This is a genomic window from Fictibacillus fluitans (genome assembly GCF_030418125.1).
GTDB classification, from domain to species: Bacteria; Bacillota; Bacilli; order Bacillales; family Fictibacillaceae; genus Fictibacillus_C; species Fictibacillus_C fluitans.
The window spans coordinates 452,584-470,449 of record NZ_JAUHTR010000001.1; the positions used below are offsets into that span (position 1 = coordinate 452,584).

At 44.6% G+C, this 17,866-nt stretch carries 19 protein-coding genes; 6 read left to right on the forward strand and 13 right to left on the reverse strand.

Annotated elements, in window-relative coordinates; translation table 11 throughout:
• Positions 1-44: 44 nt before the first annotated feature.
• The 3 genes from QYB97_RS02155 to cshA all read right to left on the reverse strand — a co-directional run bounded on the left by QYB97_RS02155 (position 45) and on the right by cshA (position 6,026).
• Positions 45-3,719 carry a dynamin family protein gene (locus QYB97_RS02155; protein WP_301164307.1) on the reverse strand — a complete coding sequence of 1,225 codons (3,675 nt, stop codon included), beginning with the start codon at positions 3,717-3,719 and terminating at the stop codon, positions 45-47.
• A 155-nt stretch (positions 3,720-3,874) separates the two neighbouring features.
• Positions 3,875-4,411: a GNAT family N-acetyltransferase gene (locus tag QYB97_RS02160; RefSeq protein ID WP_301164308.1), complete on the reverse strand. Its 537-nt coding sequence runs from the start codon at positions 4,409-4,411 to the stop codon at positions 3,875-3,877.
• Between the two features lie 106 nt (positions 4,412-4,517).
• Entirely contained in the window at positions 4,518-6,026 is a 1,509-nt protein-coding gene (gene cshA / locus QYB97_RS02165; protein WP_301164309.1) for a degradosome RNA helicase CshA, read from the reverse strand.
• A 361-nt stretch (positions 6,027-6,387) separates the two neighbouring features.
• On the opposite strand from cshA, the gene QYB97_RS02170 reads away from it, so the two are divergent.
• Positions 6,388-7,794: a Na+/H+ antiporter NhaC family protein gene (locus QYB97_RS02170; protein WP_301164310.1), complete on the forward strand. Its 1,407-nt coding sequence runs from the start codon at positions 6,388-6,390 to the stop codon at positions 7,792-7,794.
• On the opposite strand, the gene QYB97_RS02175 is transcribed toward QYB97_RS02170, so the two are convergent.
• The gene (locus tag QYB97_RS02175) at positions 7,786-8,436 is read right to left on the reverse strand and encodes a uracil-DNA glycosylase family protein (protein WP_301164311.1); all 651 of its coding nucleotides are present in this window, start codon (positions 8,434-8,436) and stop codon (positions 7,786-7,788) included. The genes QYB97_RS02170 and QYB97_RS02175 overlap by 9 nt on opposite strands.
• Positions 8,437-8,621: 185 nt before the next feature.
• Here QYB97_RS02175 and QYB97_RS02180 point away from each other — a divergent pair, with 185 nt between their 5' ends.
• Positions 8,622-8,909 carry a HesB/YadR/YfhF family protein gene (locus QYB97_RS02180; protein ID WP_301164312.1) on the forward strand — a complete coding sequence of 96 codons (288 nt, stop codon included), beginning with the start codon at positions 8,622-8,624 and terminating at the stop codon, positions 8,907-8,909.
• A gap of 23 nt (positions 8,910-8,932) precedes the next feature.
• Here QYB97_RS02180 and QYB97_RS02185 read toward each other — a convergent pair whose 3' ends face one another.
• From QYB97_RS02185 to acnA, 7 genes are all read right to left on the reverse strand, one after another.
• The gene (locus tag QYB97_RS02185) at positions 8,933-9,247 is read right to left on the reverse strand and encodes a hypothetical protein (RefSeq protein WP_301164313.1); all 315 of its coding nucleotides are present in this window, start codon (positions 9,245-9,247) and stop codon (positions 8,933-8,935) included.
• Positions 9,247-9,678, reverse strand: coding sequence for an acyl-CoA thioesterase (locus tag QYB97_RS02190; RefSeq protein ID WP_301164314.1), 432 nt, complete (start codon positions 9,676-9,678; stop codon positions 9,247-9,249). The genes QYB97_RS02185 and QYB97_RS02190 overlap by 1 nt, the downstream gene beginning before the upstream one ends.
• Before the next feature lie 227 nt (positions 9,679-9,905).
• A complete protein-coding gene (gene tlp / locus QYB97_RS02195) occupies positions 9,906-10,127 on the reverse strand; it encodes a small acid-soluble spore protein Tlp (RefSeq protein WP_301164315.1) in 222 nt (73 codons plus the stop codon).
• Positions 10,128-10,188: 61 nt separating this feature from the next.
• Positions 10,189-10,701 (reverse strand): hypothetical protein, encoded by a 513-nt coding sequence (locus QYB97_RS02200; RefSeq protein WP_301164316.1) that lies wholly within the window; start codon positions 10,699-10,701, stop codon positions 10,189-10,191.
• Between the two features lie 134 nt (positions 10,702-10,835).
• Entirely contained in the window at positions 10,836-10,976 is a 141-nt protein-coding gene (locus QYB97_RS02205; RefSeq protein WP_283894963.1) for an acid-soluble spore protein N, read from the reverse strand.
• A 109-nt stretch (positions 10,977-11,085) separates the two neighbouring features.
• Positions 11,086-11,214: an FbpB family small basic protein gene (locus tag QYB97_RS02210; RefSeq protein ID WP_301164317.1), complete on the reverse strand. Its 129-nt coding sequence runs from the start codon at positions 11,212-11,214 to the stop codon at positions 11,086-11,088.
• A gap of 120 nt (positions 11,215-11,334) precedes the next feature.
• A complete protein-coding gene (gene acnA / locus QYB97_RS02215) occupies positions 11,335-14,067 on the reverse strand; it encodes an aconitate hydratase AcnA (protein WP_301164318.1) in 2,733 nt (910 codons plus the stop codon).
• 279 nt (positions 14,068-14,346) lie between these two features.
• Here acnA and QYB97_RS02220 point away from each other — a divergent pair, with 279 nt between their 5' ends.
• Both QYB97_RS02220 and sspO read left to right on the forward strand, forming a co-directional pair.
• Entirely contained in the window at positions 14,347-14,538 is a 192-nt protein-coding gene (locus QYB97_RS02220) for a DUF378 domain-containing protein (RefSeq protein WP_301164319.1), read from the forward strand.
• Between the two features lie 94 nt (positions 14,539-14,632).
• Positions 14,633-14,809, forward strand: coding sequence for a small acid-soluble spore protein SspO (gene sspO / locus QYB97_RS02225; RefSeq protein ID WP_301164320.1), 177 nt, complete (start codon positions 14,633-14,635; stop codon positions 14,807-14,809).
• Here the strand turns inward: sspO and QYB97_RS02230 are convergent, their stop codons facing one another.
• Positions 14,810-15,067: a hypothetical protein gene (locus QYB97_RS02230; protein WP_301164321.1), complete on the reverse strand. Its 258-nt coding sequence runs from the start codon at positions 15,065-15,067 to the stop codon at positions 14,810-14,812.
• Positions 15,068-15,144: 77 nt separating this feature from the next.
• On the opposite strand from QYB97_RS02230, the gene QYB97_RS02235 reads away from it, so the two are divergent.
• Positions 15,145-15,285, forward strand: coding sequence for a small acid-soluble spore protein P (locus tag QYB97_RS02235; RefSeq protein WP_061969788.1), 141 nt, complete (start codon positions 15,145-15,147; stop codon positions 15,283-15,285).
• 23 nt (positions 15,286-15,308) lie between these two features.
• On the opposite strand, the gene selA is transcribed toward QYB97_RS02235, so the two are convergent.
• Positions 15,309-16,688: an L-seryl-tRNA(Sec) selenium transferase gene (gene selA / locus QYB97_RS02240; RefSeq protein WP_301164322.1), complete on the reverse strand. Its 1,380-nt coding sequence runs from the start codon at positions 16,686-16,688 to the stop codon at positions 15,309-15,311.
• Between the two features lie 112 nt (positions 16,689-16,800).
• Here selA and selD point away from each other — a divergent pair, with 112 nt between their 5' ends.
• On the forward strand, positions 16,801-17,859 hold the full coding sequence (selD, locus tag QYB97_RS02245; RefSeq protein ID WP_301164323.1) for a selenide, water dikinase SelD: 1,059 nt from the start codon (positions 16,801-16,803) through the stop codon (positions 17,857-17,859).
• The last annotated feature ends 7 nt before the right edge of the window (positions 17,860-17,866 follow it).

Genomic DNA, 17,866 nt, shown 5'->3' on the forward strand with positions numbered 1-17,866 from the left:
CACAAAAAGAAACCGTCCACGCAGGACGGCTTCTTTTTTATTGGTTAAACAAGTTGTTTTAACGCTTCGCGGGTTTTCTTCATCTCTTCCACCACGAATGGAGAATTCAAAGTTTGAAGAAGCCCTTCATAATAATCAATGTATTCTTTTATGCGGAATTCCATTTCTTTTTGAGCCCCTTCTTCCAACAGCGGCTGATAATACCGGCTGAACACGTCCGCACTATCTTCTGTAAACCTTGTTACAGGTCCTTCGAACAGATCGTACATTTGATTCATTGCCTTTTTCTTGCCGCCTTGCTCAAAGAACTGCTTGGCATTTTTAAACTCTTTATAAACGGATTCACTTCCTTGCACTTGTCTCAGTTCGGTTTCAACCACCAGTGTTTCAAACTGGACGCGCTCTTTTTGCATCTCATACTGCGGCGGATCCCATTCGGCAAGCTTTCTGTCCAGCTCTTCATTCAGCTCCGACATCAATCCGACAATCACTCTCTCCACCCGAAGGACAGTGGCCCTTGATTCCTGTTGAAGGTCAAATTGAATCGTCTGGTGAAGCTCTTTCCCGCTTTTAGGGAGGGCATTTTTTTGCTCTTTTACCGAACCGGAAATGACAGCCGGATTAAAGGCTTCATTAAAAAATTCGGTAAACCGCAGCATGACCCTCTGTTTCACGTAATATAACAGCTCCTGAATCTCTTTTTCCAGAGCATCCTGTTTCTGCACCAGGGAATAATCGTTTATTTTTTCCTGAAGTCCGCTGAGTGTGCGCTGCAGTTCTTCCTTCTTTTGCTCGGCGTTTTCCTGATTGGAGATGGCTTCAGCAATGAAACGGTCGAGCACGCTGCTTGCTTGTGACAGCTGCTTTTTGGCGGCTGTTACCATTACGTGAGCCAGATCATGGTTCAAAAACCCGGTAAATGCCTCCATGAAACGGGTATAACCCGTTGCCTTCAAAAGATGATCCTGCTGATCAACCAGGCTTCCATACTTTTTCTTCAGCCGCTCAGCCTCCCCGGAATGCCAGGCAGATGGTTCTTTTTGTCCCAGCAGGGAAAAGTAGCTGGACATCGGAAATAATTTCGGCTTCCGGATTCCAAACTGGCGAAGGTTATCACCCACATGACCGACTACATCCTGAAGTTCTTCATCGTCTTTGGCCAGGTCAGAGGCATTAATTACAAAAAACATTTTATCCAGCTCGAAGGTATCTTTTACCCGGCCGAGCTGAATGAGAAATTCACGGTCTGCTGCTGAGAACGCATGGTTGTAATACGTGACATACAAAATGGCATCGGATTTTTTAATAAACTCAAAAGCAACATTTGTATGGCGGGCATTGATCGAATCGGCTCCCGGCGTGTCAACAAGTGTGACACCCATTGAAGTTAATGGACAATCATAATACACCGTGACACTTTCAGTAAAACATGCTTTTTCTTCGTCTGCCACAAAGGATTTAAACTGTTCAACAGAAACCGTTTGCTCTTTGCCCAGCAGATTGCTAACCGCGTCAAAACCGCTGGAGACTGCCAGCAGAAATTGGAGGTGCGGCCGCAGTTCGTCAGAATGCCTGGAGCCGTCCATCATCTTTGTAATGGAAACCGCTTCCTCCATCGTGCCTGCCTGCTTTCCAAAATGGACAAGCGATTGATTGATCTCTGCCAGCAAATCCTCTTCTTTTTTAAAGTGGATACGCGCCGTACCATGTAAATACTCCCCGTTTGGAGGGGCGATGCGATTGATTGTAGCCGTAGTGGGATTTGGAGAAACCGGTAGAAGATCCTCTCCTATCAGGGCATTGGCAAATGATGATTTTCCCGCCGAGAAGGCACCAAACAAAGATACGGTAAAGTCCCTGTTCTTCATTTTTTCGGCAAATTGATTCATATCCGAAGCGCGGTTTTTCATCAAGTAAAGTTTTGAAAGAACGTTCGCCGCTTTCTGAAGCTGCTCCGCTTCCTTCAGCAGTTCATTTTCCTCAGCCTTGGCCTCCTCCTTGCCTGTACCAACAGAAGAATCCACCTCTTCAACGGTCTCTTTTACATCTGTATTTTCCGGAAGCTCATCCATGGAAACCATTTCAATACTCTGAATCAAATCCTCTTCAGCCTCTTCAACCGCGTTCGCACTGTTCGCTGGCTTGTTCAGGGACCCTTTAAGCTCTTCTGATATTTCATTCCATTTTCCAAGGATTTCTCTCTTTTCCTTATGGGCCTTAAGTATTTTTTCCTGAGTGTTCAGTTCTGTTCGCAATTTTCGTAGTTCCTGGTTGGATGCCTCTGACGCTTCATCGGCCAGACGATTCAGTTCATCGCGAAAATGAGATGTATATTGTTTCTTGATTTCAGCCACCACGTCGTTGCAATATTGCAGCACATAATTGCCGTTTAATGAAGCCCCCGGTTTAATGAGTGCTGCCAGGCTGTCTTCCCCGATGACAGGCTCACTTTTTACTGAAACACCGTGTGACTGAAAAAAATCTTTTAAATGCCAGCTGATTTGCGTTTTTACATTTTCTTTTACCGATTCATGGAATGCATTCAGTCTTCCTTTTCTTTCTGCATCGGTTTTCTTTCCCGCAAACAAAAGGCCAACCTTAAAGCTGTCCTGCCGGCTTTCAATATAATTCTTGGCCAGATCTCTGGTCTGAAACGGCATGAGGATCGCATTGTCGAGAATATCTTTAAATTCCTTCGTGATGCCATTCTGGTTTTCTTTCTTCTGCTGTTCTGCTCTTTCCATTTCTCCAGAAAGCTTTTCGGCGAGGGCTTTAACACTTTCTTCGTCTTGCTGTCCGGCAAGCTCAAATGCTTCCTGATGATGTTCTTCATCAAGATCCAGACCATTTTGCACAGCTGTGCTGATCAAGCGCTCAGTCTCTTTGCGGGCATTCTCTTCCACCCACTCATCCTTGGCAAGGTAAAACCTCTGAAAGAGCGTTTTAATTTCACGCAGCTGATTGCCGGGATGTTCCTTTTCCATGATCGTTGTAAAAAAGATATCCTCAGACTCTATGTCCCAGCTTTTGAAGCCGTTTTTCACTTTTTCGGCAAAAGCCGAGAAAGCCAGTTCCTTCTCATTATGCTTATCAATTTGGTTCACAATCAAATACACCTTTTTTCCCTGCTCTTTTAACAGGCGGATAAAGGTAAAATTGAGCTGTGAAAGGACATGATTATAGTCCATGATATAAAACACCACATCAGCCATGTGGAGCGCAGATTCAGTGGCTACTTTGTGAGCATCGTCAGTGGAATCAATCCCAGGCGTATCATAAATGGCAATGCGGTCAGGAAGAAGGTCCTGCTCGACATTGATTTCGATGCTTTCAATCTCATGGCCATTTTTCGCCCACTTTTTGATTTTCTCAAGATTAACGGGAGCATCAATATGAATGATGCCTTTATCCCTGACTTTCACCCGTGCGGAAGGGCTTCCGCTTTGGACCTTTACTACATTGGCACTTGTCGGAATCGGACTTGACGGGAGGATATTTTTACCGATCAGCTCGTTGATCATGCTTGATTTCCCGGCCGAGAAATGGCCGCAAAACGCGATAGCAAACTGCTGATTTTTTACCTTGTCGTACAACTCCAGCACGGCGCGGGCTTCCTGCTGTGCATCCAATCCTTTCATTTCACGGTAGACAGCGGCGATTGAAACCGCTGTCGGGTTTATCGTTTTGTCTTTGGTTTCGGTCATTCGTGCTCTATTCATTGAACTCTCCATTTATAATTGTCATTTCTTACACTTTACCATAATTATGTATCATTCTCTATGCTATCGACGCGAGAATTGTGCATATATTCACGAAAAAAGACGGCCTGTTTTTCCGAAACCATACTGATTTCTTTCCATCGACATACTTTGCCTCACAAAAAGTACGCCATCCACCATTCATCCTGAAAAGACCCGTTGATCTTCACCTGTCCTTTTTGAACTCCTTCCACAACAAATCCGGCCTTTTCATACAGTTTGATCGCTACCTTGTTTTCCGAAAAAACGGTCAGGCTGATCTTATACAGTTCATTTTTCTTTGCCCAGGCAATGGAATACTCCATAACCTCCTTGCCGATTCCCAAGCCCTGTCCCTTTGAATTAATCCAAGTCCGAAACATGCCGGTATGGCGTTTCATCGCCAATTCCCCTCTCAGGATCCGTGCAATGCCGATTACTTCCCCGTGTTTTTCTATGGCGGTATACATGTTCCCTTTTTCCTGGCACTCTTTTATAAAGGTTAATTCCTCTTCAAGTGTGCGGGGTCTCTCTTTCTGCAAAAACTCACCGGCTTCCACAATTTCTTTTACTGCTTCAATAATATGATCAGCATCCTCAAAGACAACCGGACGAAGGGTAATGGCTTCGCCGTTCTTCGCTGTAAACGTATGGATGGTATTTTCAATAATCATCGTGATCCCTCCTAACTGGTAGTATGCCAAATCACATGTTCCGCAATCACAGAACATAAAAAAGAAGCCCCTTCACATAACATGAAGGAGCTCCTTTGATTTTAATTTATTTTGCTTTTTTATCTTCTCTTACGCGTTTTGAAGCACGGTAGGACATATCGCGGTTTCCGCCGCCGCCCTGTTGGCGCTGCTTGTCGCTGCGGCCGCCACCGCTTCTTCTCTTATCACGGGAATCGTTGCCGCGCTGAGGACGTCTGCGATCACCGTAACGATTTTCGCGTCGGCCTTTTTTGCTGGCCAATGGCGGTTCAAAGGTTAACTCAATCGGCGTAGTATCCGGCTCTTTTGTCAGCAGTTTTAAGGCAGCTGATACGAGTGATACGGAATCGTGCTCTTCAAGCATTTCCATTGCCGTTTGTTTATAACCTCCGAGATCACCATCTTCCATGATACTCAAAAGCTTGTCAACAGCCATTTTCTGCTGTCCTTCCATCGCTTCATTCATGGATGGTACAGCACGTTTGACCATCTTGCGTTTTGTGATTTTTTCAATGGTATAAAGGTGGTCGATTTCACGCGGTGTAATAAAGGTTAGCGCATAACCTGTTTTTCCTGCACGGCCTGTACGTCCAATACGGTGGACATAACTTTCAGGATCTTGAGGAATATCAAAATTATATACATGGGATACACCGCTGATATCCAATCCGCGTGCTGCAACATCTGTTGCCACAAGCACTTCGATGGTATTGTTTTTGAATGCGCGAAGCACCATGTCACGTTTGGACTGCGGAAGGTCTCCATGGATTCCTTCTGCTGAATATCCACGCTTGTTCAGCGCTTCAGATAATTCATCCACTCGGCGTTTTGTACGACCGAACACGATCGCAAGTTCAGGTGATTGAATATCAAGCAGTCGGGTAAGAGCATCAAACTTCTGCTTTTCCTTCACCTCTACGTATTCCTGTTCAATGCTTTTAACAGTCATTTCACTTGCCTTCACACGGATAATAAGGACATCCTTCATGAATCGTTCAGCAAGCTTTTGAATTTGTTTTGGCATAGTAGCCGAGAAGAGCATAGTATGGCGTTCATTTGGCACGTTCTCAAGGATCGTTTCAATATCCTCGATAAAGCCCATGTTCAGCATTTCATCCGCTTCATCAAGAACGACGGTATGAACGTCTTCAAGCTTTAACGTTTTTCTGTTGATATGGTCGATTACACGCCCTGGAGTACCTACGATAATATGAGGACCATTCTTCAACGCTTTGATTTGTCGAACGATCGATTGTCCACCATAAATCGGCAGTGTTTTGATGCCTTTGAATTGACCGATTTTATTTAATTCTTCTCCAACCTGAACAGCAAGTTCACGAGTGGGAGCAAGAACAATTCCCTGGATTTTACGGGATTTCACGTCAATTTTCTCAATAAGCGGAATACCAAAAGCTGCTGTTTTTCCTGTTCCTGTTTGTGCCTGACCGATAAGGTCCGTTCCTTTAAGTGCTGTAGGAATCGTATCACGCTGGATCGGTGTCGCTTCCTCAAATCCCATATTGTTAATGGATTTTAGCAATTCGGGACTTAAACCTAATTCACTGAATGTTGTCAATGTGTAACTGTCTCCTTTTTCGTCAAAACCATTTCCTTATACTTCCCAAAACATCCTGAAATCATCTTTTAAATCTTAAAAAAACCACGCCTGGTGAGTTTTTTTGTTTACAATAAAGATCATTAAACAAAGTTGGCCTTAAAAAAAGGCACATATATTGAATATTATGCCCCTATACAGAAGTATATATAAACAGTTTTGCCGTACAATTTATTATCGAAAATAACCTTACCATGCCAGAGGAAATATTGCAACCTTTACATGCTGTCCCCTATTTCAAGCACGCTTGGAAAAAGAGAATAATTTCCTGGTTCCATCGCATGCTAATCATTAGTTTATTTCTATGAAAACGGGTGACATAATGAATAATAACTGGCTGTCGATCATTCCCTTTCTTGTTGTAATTCCCATCGCCATCAAAACGCGCCAGGTGCTTCCCGGCTTATTTATCGGCTTTCTTTCCGGCTGTTATCTGCTTGAGCCTTCCCTTATCGGAGGGCTCAAAAAGATGCTTTCTTTTATCATTAAGGGGCTGACCGACCACAGCAACCTGAAGATCCTTCTTTTTTTGTACGCGTTTTCCGGGCTGGTAGGCATCATCAAGCTTTCAGGCGGAATCCGCGGATTTGTGGAGGCCGCTTCCTCAAAAATTAAAACCAAAAAAGGCGCTCTTTTTCTGACTTATGTTTCCACGATCGGAACGTTCAGTGCGCCGAGTTTCCGGTTTGTTACCATCGCCCCCATTATGCGATCACTGTTAAAAAAAGTAAAAATGTCAACACAGGAACTGGGATTTGTCATTGAGACAACAGCTACCCCGATTATTGTTTTGATTCCGGTCGCAACGGCGTTTGTCGGCTACATGACCTCCATTGTTGATATGGCGTTAGAGAACGAAAACATTCATCAGGATGCCTATTCTTTATTTATCCAGAGCATTCCCTACAACTTTTTTTCCTTTGTAATGATTTTACTCGGAATTTATTTAAGTTTTTTCCATCATTCCAGCTCAAAGCCAATGAGCAGCAGTGAATCGATTGAAGAACCGGACGAGGACTGGCACAATTGTGATCCCGCCGTCTCCACAGAGCTTCCCATTAAGCCGTGGAACCTTTTAATTCCGCTCATAATAGCAGTGGTGCTCACATTGCTGCTCACCTGGTGGGACGGAAGCAAAAAAGCAGATGGCTTCCTGCAGTCTTTCATTAAAGCTGATGTGCTGGATGCCATGGTCGTTGCTCTTGTGATTACCATCTTGTTTTCCTTTATTTTCTACCGGCTTCAAGGCATGAAAACGGGCCCGATGCTGGAAGGCTTTATCGCCGGAGGCAATGACTTAATGTCTGTCATCGTGCTGCTCACTGTAGTATGGGGACTGTCATCCGTTACGGACAAGCTCGGGTTTTCGGCTTTCATTACGAGCCATGCCGGATGGATTCCGGCCGCATTTGTCACCCCGGTACTGTTTATTTTCGGTGGTGCTGTTTCTTATTTTATTGGGTCTGCATGGGGGACCTGGGGTATTTTAATGCCGCTAGGCGTATCCATGTCCGAGGCTGCCGGCATTTCTCTTCCGCTCGTCATCGGTGCTGTTTTTGCAAGCGGAACGTTCGGAGCCTTTGCCTCCCCGCTCAGCGACGACACGAACACTATTGCCCGCATCCTTAATCTCCCGGTGATTGAATATGCCAAATACAAATTAAAACCCGCTCTGATCGCAGCGGGCATAACGGCGGTATTATACGGAGTCACGATGTTCCTATTTTAATTCTCCTGCTGTCAGTGACTCCACTGCCTGTTTCACTCCCTCAATTTGCATCTGGTATCGCTCTTTTGTCCAGGAATTATATGACGGATGGGGAACATTTTCAATGAGGCGCCATCTCTCGCCGGACACACCGGTTAGCCTGAATTGTTTTTGTGCGAAACGGCCGCATGGAACGAGCACCAGCGGACGGCTGCTCAGCTTTGACAGCCTCCCTTTAAAATCTTCAAGCATAATCTCCTGAAAAGTATTCCAATCGTCCTGCCTGAAAGTATCTTTATCATTGGTTGTTCGTACTTTTTCTACCACATTCACGAAATCATCATGTTCCTTCACCCATTCACCGGATGGGATAGCCGCACTTTGCATTGGAAACGGACAGACATTCATAATGCCCAGACCGTTGTATGGCGGCTGCTCGCTGTTCTTTTTCAGTAGCCGGCCAAACGGCAAGTTCTCTTGTTCTCCAAACAGCACTTTGCTTACAGAACGGCCAGAAGATCCCGCCAGAGGCGCTCCATGTTTGATTTCTTCACGATGGGGGGATTCGAGTATAAATAAAATATGCAGCTCTGAAGAAAAAAGGTCTGAAACAGTAAATTGCTCTTTTGCCTGCTCAAAGACCTTTCGCATGTCGTATAGCATGCCAAAACATCCTTTCTGTCTTGTAATTAGGGATCCACTTATGGACTATACCCCTTTTGCAGATTGAAGAAAAGTCAGCTCCAGCACAAAATTCTTTTCTTAAAAATTGATCTCGGCTATAGTAGCAGGAGAGTGAAAAGGTGTAATTAAAGACTCTTGCCGAAAAAGAGAGAGGATGAATGGATATGAAAATAACGATTACACAGCCTGCAGCAGACTGGTACCGGAATGAACTCGAATTAAGCGAGGGCGATCATTTGCGATTCTATGTGCGCCTTGGCGGCTGCAGTACGGTGCAGAGTGGATTCTCCCTCGGAGTATCTCAGGAAGCCCCTAAAGAAGCGGGAGCGTCCGTTCAGCAAGACGGTATAACATTTTACGTCGAACAGGAGGACCTGTGGTACTTTGACGGTCACGATTTGACGATTGATTTTAACAAGGAAGATGAAGATGTAGATTTTTCTTATGAATAATAAGGAAGAAAAGGAACCGCAGTTTAGCGGTTCCTTCCTTTTTTCATCAGCTTCTCAAGCTGCTCGATCTTATTTTCCCTGTTCAGGATTTCTTGCTGTCTGGTTCCCATTAAATCAAAATGAGGATAGCCGTTATGGTGGTCAATCCAATCTTTCTTCAGCCCATACCCTCTTCCCCATTTTTCAAGTTTATCAAGATCACTGCATCCGACTTTGGTAACTGTTTTAGCATCAGGAAAACGGGGGTCATACCAAAAGTGGGTCAGAAACGCGATTTCTCCATTCTCCACTGCAGATTTCCAGCGCTGAAGCTCTTCTCTTTGCAATCCGAATGCCATTACAGTTCCTGCTTCTGTTTCTTCTCTTTTTCATACGCAAGATGCCACTCAGGAAAATACTTTTTCATTGAAACAGGCCGGAAGCTGTCTTTTTTTACGCAGACATGTGTGGAACTGCCCGTGATGCACAATTCCCCTTTGCTGTTTCTGATTTCGTACCCGTATTCCACCTTAACCCCGGTGTATTCCTCCACCCATGTTTCCACAATCGCTTCCTGTCCATAAGTCAGCGGCTTTTTGTAGTACGCATGAATTTCGGTTACGGGTGAGAGAATCCCATCCTCTTCCATCTGGGCATAACTGAAGCCCAGGTCTTTAATAAAAGCTGTCCTTCCCAACTCAAACCAGACCAGATAATTGGCATGATAAACAACTCCCATCTGATCAGTTTCAGCATACCTTACTTCTACTTTCGTCTTTGAACGCAACATCGTTTGCTTTCACCTCGAATTTGAGTGTACCACAGGAGAGGCGGACCATAAAATAAAATGCAGTGAGGCTCCTGATTGTGTTACTTTCTGTTCCGGGATGCTCTCTTCGCACCTCCACTCCAAGTAACATATCAATGAAGATGATTATCCACTCCATGATGCCAAATAAAAAGGAGCTGCCGGAAGTCAATTTTTCTGACTTTCTGGACAGCCCCTTGTTTTTTCATTTATTGATTCCTGCGAAAATTCTGCTCATCCTTTATTTCATTTTGGAACGATTGGATGCTTTCTTCTCTTCGCTGGTTTTTTTCTCGGATCTGCTGTTTTTGCTCATCCGTCATATCCGTATTTTGCAGGGAGTCGTTTGCTTCCTGAATGTTTTCTTGTGTATTTTCAACCATTTGCTGCAATCTTTCCGCATTGTTGCTTCTGTCATCTGGTTTAGCCATATTATCTGTCCTCCCAATATTTGATCCATTATAGTTTGTATCAAAAGGGAGAATCTATACGCTATCCTAGCTTATTTAAGATAATGGGCGAGTGATGTTCAATGCTGAGCTCGCATAATTGCTTTAAGGCGCTCCAGCACTCCACAACTTCCTGCTGATCGTGATTTAGCATCGTGATTTCAAGCCAGTTCAATTCTTCAGCCAGGCGGACGGACGAACCAATCCAGATTTTTTTATTTTTTACGGTAATAAAAAAAGGCTCTTCAAAACGAAACGGCAGGTAAAACCCTTCGATGTTCGGATGCATGATAATATGCTGATATACTGTTCCTTTTGTCAGCTTTGCATACAGCAAAAGGACGCCGTCACTTTTTGCGGCAGCTTTCTTTAATCTTGTAATAATGGTTTCTGAACCTATCTCAACCGTTCCGATCTCATTTTCCCAATTGAGTTCTTCACGAAAAGGAACAAGATGGCCAAGGCGTTGCATCTGCAGCTCTAGCTCGCGATATAGCAAATCCTGGTCTTCTTTTTTGGTTGAAACAGGCAGCGGCTTTACTTCAGCAGTAATCAACCCTACCCCTCCTATTTCTCATCTATATACAATTATTCGCTTTTTGTCGATTTATATGGTGGTAGTACACATAACAAGCAGAAAATGGGACAAAAAAGCCACTTTGCTCTATGAGCAAAATGGCATGGTGAGAGTTATCCTTTTGGAGGTACATAATCAGGGTGCTCGTTGCCTTTATTGGCCATTTGCTTCCCTTTGTTTCCTTTTCCTTCACGCGGCTGTGTGCCAAGATGACTTGGAACAAACGCCTGAGGATGTCGCTTTGGGTTGCTCATTGCTTCAACCTCCTTAAAGGGCTTAAGGCTTGCCGGATGGATACAGCCCGCAAGCTCCTTTCTAGCTTTTCCCTCAACTTAAAAAAGAAACAGGAACTTCCTGTCTCTTTTAGGCTCTTTTTGTATGTCTTTCTTCGAGCTTCTTTTCAATTCTTTCGATTTCATCCTGATTGCTCAGCAACTCGCGTTTATTTTCCGTTACTAAATCTTTAAACGATGCATGTCTGCTTTTTCTCATCCTTCATTCCTTCTTCCTGGTTGGTTTGTTATTACTTTTGACAGAATGAAGAATTTTTATTCAAATGTTCAGAAAAATAAGCATACAAAAAAGCCCTCCACGAATGGAGAGCTTCTTTTATTAGTTTTGCGGCTGTTTATTTGCAATTTTGTTGCGGAGTACCATTGGAAGAATTCCTCCATGGCGATAGTAATCGATCTCCACTTCGCTGTCAAAACGGGCAACCACATCAAATTCAGTTTTAGTGCCATCCTCGGATACTGCTGTCACTTTAACAACGTCACGAGGTTTAACATTTTCGTCCACTTGTACAGTGAAGGATTCTTTTCCAGTTAGGCCAAACGTTTCAGCGCTTTCGCCTTCTTTAAACTGCAATGGAAGAACACCCATCAGTACAAGGTTGCTGCGGTGAATACGTTCGAAGCTTTCTGCAAGAACAGTTTGGATTCCAAGAAGGTTTGTACCTTTTGCTGCCCAGTCACGGGAGCTTCCCATTCCATAGTCCTTACCTGCAATGACCATAAGGCCGGTGTTGCTCTCTTTGTATTTCATCGCTGCATCATAAATGCTCATAACTTCTTCTTTCGGCCAGAATGTTGTCCAACCGCCCTCAGTTCCAGGAGCGATCTGGTTACGGATACGGATGTTAGCAAACGTACCGCGCATCATGACTTCATGATTTCCTCGGCGGGAACCGTATGAATTGAACTCACGTGGTTCAACACCATTTTTGATCAAGTATTTTCCTGCAGGAGAATCTTTGGCAATTGCTCCAGCCGGAGAAATATGGTCAGTTGTTACAGAATCACCGAATTTCGCAATCATGCGAAGGTCTTTAAGCGGCTGAATTTCTTTAAGCTCAGCTGTAAGATTTTCGAAGAACGGCGGATTCTGGATGTAAGTGGAATTGTCATCCCAGCCGTAAAGCTTATCGCCAGTTGTTTTTAATGCATTCCAGCGTGCATTCTCATCGAAAACATCTTCGTACTCCTTCTTGAACACTTCAGGAGTTACAGCCAGACGCATTGCTTCTTTAATTTCTGCTGAAGAAGGCCAGATGTCTTTGAAGTATACATCATTGCCTTCGCTGTCTTTTCCAAAGGAATCCGTTTGGAGGTCAATATTAACCGTTCCTGCAAGTGCGTATGCAACAACAAGCGGAGGAGAAGCAAGGTAGTTTGCTTTTACCAACGGGTGGATACGTCCTTCAAAGTTACGGTTACCGGAAAGTACAGAAGTGACAGTCAGGTCATTCTTGGCAATTGCCTTTTCTACTTCAAGGGACAAAGGACCGGAGTTACCGATACAAGTTGTACAGCCGTAACCGACAAGGTTGAAGCCAAGTTGATCAAGGTACGACATTAGTCCTGCATTTTCAAGATATCCTGTAACAACCTTGGATCCAGGAGCAAGTGAAGTTTTCACATATCCCGGTACCTTTAATCCTTTTTCAACTGCTTTCTTCGCCAGGAGACCAGCACCAATCATTACGTAAGGGTTCGATGTATTGGTACAGCTTGTGATCGCCGCAATCGCAACAGCACCGGTTTTCATCACGGATTTTTCGCCGTTTGGATGCTTAATGGCTGCTTCTTTATTGATTTCTTTTTCAGTCAGTCCAAAGCCTGCATTTCCTTGTGGAGATACAAGTGCTTTATTGAAGGCTTCTTTCATTTTGGAAAGCGGAATCAAATCTTGCGGACGTTTTGGTCCGGAAAGGTTGGATTCAATTTCTCCGAGGTTGATTTCCACCATGTCAGTGAAAATAGGGTCTTCAGAAGAACCGGCAGTATAGAACAAGCCGTTCGCTTTGCAATATTCTTCAACAAGCTTGATTTGATCTTCAGTTCTTCCAGTCAGGCGAAGGTAGTTGAGCGCCTCTTCATCAACCGGGAAGAATCCGCATGTTGCGCCATATTCAGGAGCCATGTTGGAGATCGTCGCACGGTCAGCCAATGGCATTTCCGCAAGTCCAGGACCAAAGAATTCAACAAACTTGCCGACAACTTTTTTCTCGCGAAGTACTTGTGTAACTTTAAGAGCAAGGTCGGTTGCGGTAGCTCCGTCAGGAAGTTCACCGACAAGCTTTACACCAATAACTTCAGGTACCGGGAAATAAGACGGCTGTCCGAGCATTCCGGCTTCCGCTTCAATTCCTCCAACACCCCATCCAAGTACACCAAGACCGTTGATCATAGTGGTATGAGAATCCGTTCCAACCAATGAATCAGGGAAGGCTTCCAGCTCTCCGTCGATTTCATGGCTTTGAACCACGGATGCAAGATACTCCAGGTTTACCTGGTGAACGATACCAGTAGCAGGCGGAACCGCACGGTAGTTGTCAAATGCGGATTGAGCCCAGCTAAGCAGCTTGTAACGCTCTTCGTTTCGTTCAAATTCAAGGTTCATGTTTACATTTAATGAGTCATCTGTACCAAATTTATCAACTTGTACAGAGTGGTCAACAACCAGGTCAACCGGAATATCAGGATTGATTTGTGCAGGGTCTCCACCCATATCCTTCATGGCTTTTCTAAGAGAAGCCAAGTCAACCACTGCCGGAACACCTGTAAAGTCCTGCAGGATAACGCGGGACGGCTTGAAAGGAACATCGATATTTTTTACATCTGCTGTTCCCCATTTAGAGAGATTCTCAATATGTTCTTTCAAAATTACTCGGCCGTCATATTGACGCAGGACAGACTCAAGCAAGATTTTAATGGAATATGGCAAGTTGGAAACATTGCCCACACCCGCTTCTTCGAGTGCCTTAAGACGATAATAGTTGTAGGTTTTTCCATTGACGCTGAATGATGAACGCGCCTTGAAAACATCATTTTGTTGTTTACTCATTACTCCACTCTCCTCCTTCAAAAAAACCATCATACCCATCATACACTAATTCAGAGAAAAATTGTCGAAAAATTGCTAAATCCCCTGCAAATTTCGTTGTATCTATACTTCAATCTTTTCCCTTTCTTATCATACGAAAGTGCTTTCAATAAGTAAATTACATAAAAGTTATTAAACAATATAAGTAAATCTTATAATCGGAAGCTATCACCAAACCGCTGTGTCTTCGTATGATAAAGAGACTTCAATTAATATGAAGAGGAAAGGAGTGTCGGCGGCATGGCGATCTTAAAACATTTGGCCACATTGCTTGCGATTATCGGGGCATTGAACTGGGGATTAATCGGATTATTTGATACTAACGTAGTCAGCGCTATTTTTGGAAGCGGTTCCACAGCCGGGGATGTCATTTATGTCCTTGTTGGTTTAAGCGGAATCTGGCTCCTGATCGACTGGTTTAGAAGTAAGTAGCTGCATTTCCACTATTTAAAAAAGCACCCCAGAAATAGGGAGTGCTTTTTTTCGTGGTACTGCGCAGACTAATGTTCAAGGGGGTGGAATAAAAATGTCCAAGCCTAAACGTAAAGCCAATCATGTCCGTCCGGGCATGAACGCAGCTAAAGCACAAGGCGGCGGTGCAGGTTATGAAACGGAGTTCGGAAATGAACAACTGCAAACTCAGAACGAACCGTTGACCGAAGCCCAAAAGCAAAACAATAAAAAGACGAAAAAGCGTCACTAATCAATATTCATTATACTCGTTCATATATCCCTGAAGCTGTGAACGGTATTGCTCCAGCTGCTCTCTTTGGTGCTCGGAAGACACTTCAAGAGCGTTATCAATTTGCTGCAGAGCCTCTTCCGCCTCTTTTCTCAGTTCTTTTACCCTTGTGCCATAATCCGCGGCATCCGACTGAATCAGCTGATGGGCTTCAATGGCCTGCGAGTACCCTTTTTCTGCATCCTGAAACGCTTGTTGCTTGTCTTTATGATACGGCATGGTCGTTCTCCTTTTTAATTGAGATGCCTTTACTATGCCAAAACAAGCGCCAAATTATTCAATTTCGGAGGTCAGCCATGACAGAGCACAACCGGTTTAAAGATATTCGTAAAAATGCCCCTAAAGGTGAAAACCCAGGGCAGCCCGAACCGTTAAGTGGATCAAAAAAAGTTAAAAACAGAAATCATACCCGCCAAAACCATGGCGGAAAAATGTAAGCCAGCCATCAAGCTGGCTTTTTTTAAAGAGAAAGAAAAGCGGAAAGGAGAGCAGCCTCATCCGCTTCGTCCACGGTCCTCGGATCAATATGGCACCGGTCATGTTTAACAGTCACAATGACCGGAACGGGCTGCTCTCTAAGCTTCCTTGAAAGCTCGGCTGCGCCAAAATCAGGATGAGTTGCTTCTATAATATAGGTCGGCAGTGAAACTTCAGGCATCGTACCCCCACCTACCATGGAATGTCCCTCTGTGATATGGCATTCATACATCGGTGAAAGCTTCTCTTTGATCCGTTCCGCCTGATCCCTGATTTCCTCTTTCCGCCTCACGATATCGCGAATAACAGGAATTTCTCTGGCTGCATCCTCCTGATGATACGAAAGAAGCGTAGCCTCTAAGGCCGCCAGGGTTAGTTTGTCGACACGCAGCACCCTTGCCAATTGATGTTTTTTCAGCTGGTTGATCCATTTACTCTTTCCTGCGATGATTCCGGCCTGTGGTCCTCCAATCAATTTGTCCCCCGAGAACGATACCAGGTCAAGCCCAGCCGCCACACTTCTCTGTATTTCTGGCTCGTCTCCAATTCCGTACCGTGTAAAAGGAAACAAAGAACCGCTTCCCAGGTCTTCATATACAATCAGCTCCGGGTTCTGTTCCTTTAAAGTGAGGAGTTCCTGTGAAGAAACCGCTTTTGTAAATCCAGTGATTTTGAAGTTGCTTGTATGAACTTTCATCAGCATTGCCGTTCCCTCATTGATCGTCGCAGTGTAATCATGGAGGTGTGTACGATTGGTTGTCCCCACTTCTTTCAAATAGGCACCGCTCTCTTCCATAATGGAAGAAATGCGAAAGGAACCGCCGATTTCCACCAGTTCTCCTCTTGAAACGATGACTTCTTTTTGTTTGGCCAATGCCGATAAAACCATATAGACGGCAGCGGCATTATTGTTGACCACCATTGCCGCCTCGCAGCCCGTAATGTCGCAAATCTGCTTCTCGATAATGTCATGTCGCGACCCCCGCGTTCCTTGTTCAAGGCTGTATTCCAGGTTGGTATAGGAAGAAGCGGCCTCAAGTACATGCGCTGTTGCTTTTGCACTTAAGCGTGCCCTTCCAAGGTTGGTATGAAGGACAACCCCGGTTGCATTAACGACTTTGCTCAAAGCATAAGCCCCATTGATCTCCAGCTTTTTGCGGACACTGGTGCTGACAGCTTCTAAAAATTGATCCCTTCCCCGCTCTTTTTTATAGCTGTCATTTATTAAGGAAAGACGCAGGGCATCAATTTCTTCTTGCACCCATTTCTTGATTACAGAGACGGGAATACCTTTCTCCCCGCGGTCCCACTCGTTCTGTTGCAAAACAGCATGAACCGAAGGCAGCAATCGTAACTCATCCATAGCGCAATACTTCCTTTCATTAATACATCTCGTAAATTTTCCTGTGTCAAGTTGCCTTTTTCGCACTTTCGCCCAAAAAGAATTATACTAATTCTAAAAGGGGGTGCAGTACATGACAAGCCAGGATAAAATTCGTTTAACCCAGCTTTCCACAAAAGGCGGCTGAGGCTGCAAAATTGGTCCAGAGGACCTGGCACAAGTTTTGTGCCATTTACCAGAAAGAGAACCGGATCCCAACCTGATCGTCGGATTGGAAACATCTGATGATGCCGGGGTTTATAAAGTGAGCGATGAACTCGCACTGATTCAGACGGTGGATTTCTTTACACCAATCGTCGATGATCCTTATATGTTCGGCCAAATTGCGGCCGCCAATTCGTTGAGTGATGTCTATGCGATGGGCGGCACGCCAAAAACCGTATTGAATATTGTCGGGTTTCCTTTAAAAAAACTGGGACATGATGTTTTGGCCAATATATTGAAAGGAGCGGCTGACAAGGTAAAAGAATCAGGAGCCGCCCTCGTCGGCGGGCATTCCATCGACGACCAGGAGCCGAAATTCGGATTGTCGGTTACCGGTTTTGTCCACCCTGACCGCATTTATAAAAATGTCGGCGCCAAGCCCGGTGACATGCTTATTTTAACCAAGCCAATCGGCATCGGTATCCAAACAACGGCCATTAAACAGAACCGCCTGAACGATGAGCAAATACGTGAGGTGTCAGAGATCATGGCCGCACTTAATAAAAAAGCGGCTGAAACCTTGAGTTCTTATCATCCCAATGCCGTAACGGATGTAACAGGATTCGGGCTGCTCGGACATGCAAGTGAAATGGCCAAAGGCAGCGGGAACATTTCAATGAACATCACCTATTCTGACGTTCCGGTCGTAGAGGGAACCAAAGAGCTCGCTCTTGACGGCGTGGTTCCCGGAGGCACTAAAGCAAACCATCGCTGGATACAGGATTTGATTTTCTACCACAGTGATTTGCAGGAAAGTGATCAATGGATATTATGTGATGCTGTGACATCGGGCGGACTTCTGATCAGCCTTCCTGCGGAGGAAGCGGACAAGTGTCTCGCTGATCTCCACAGCGCCGGCGTGCTTCAAGCCGCTATAATTGGATACGTATCCGAACGCAAGGAAAAATTAATAAACGTATATTATTAAAAAAACT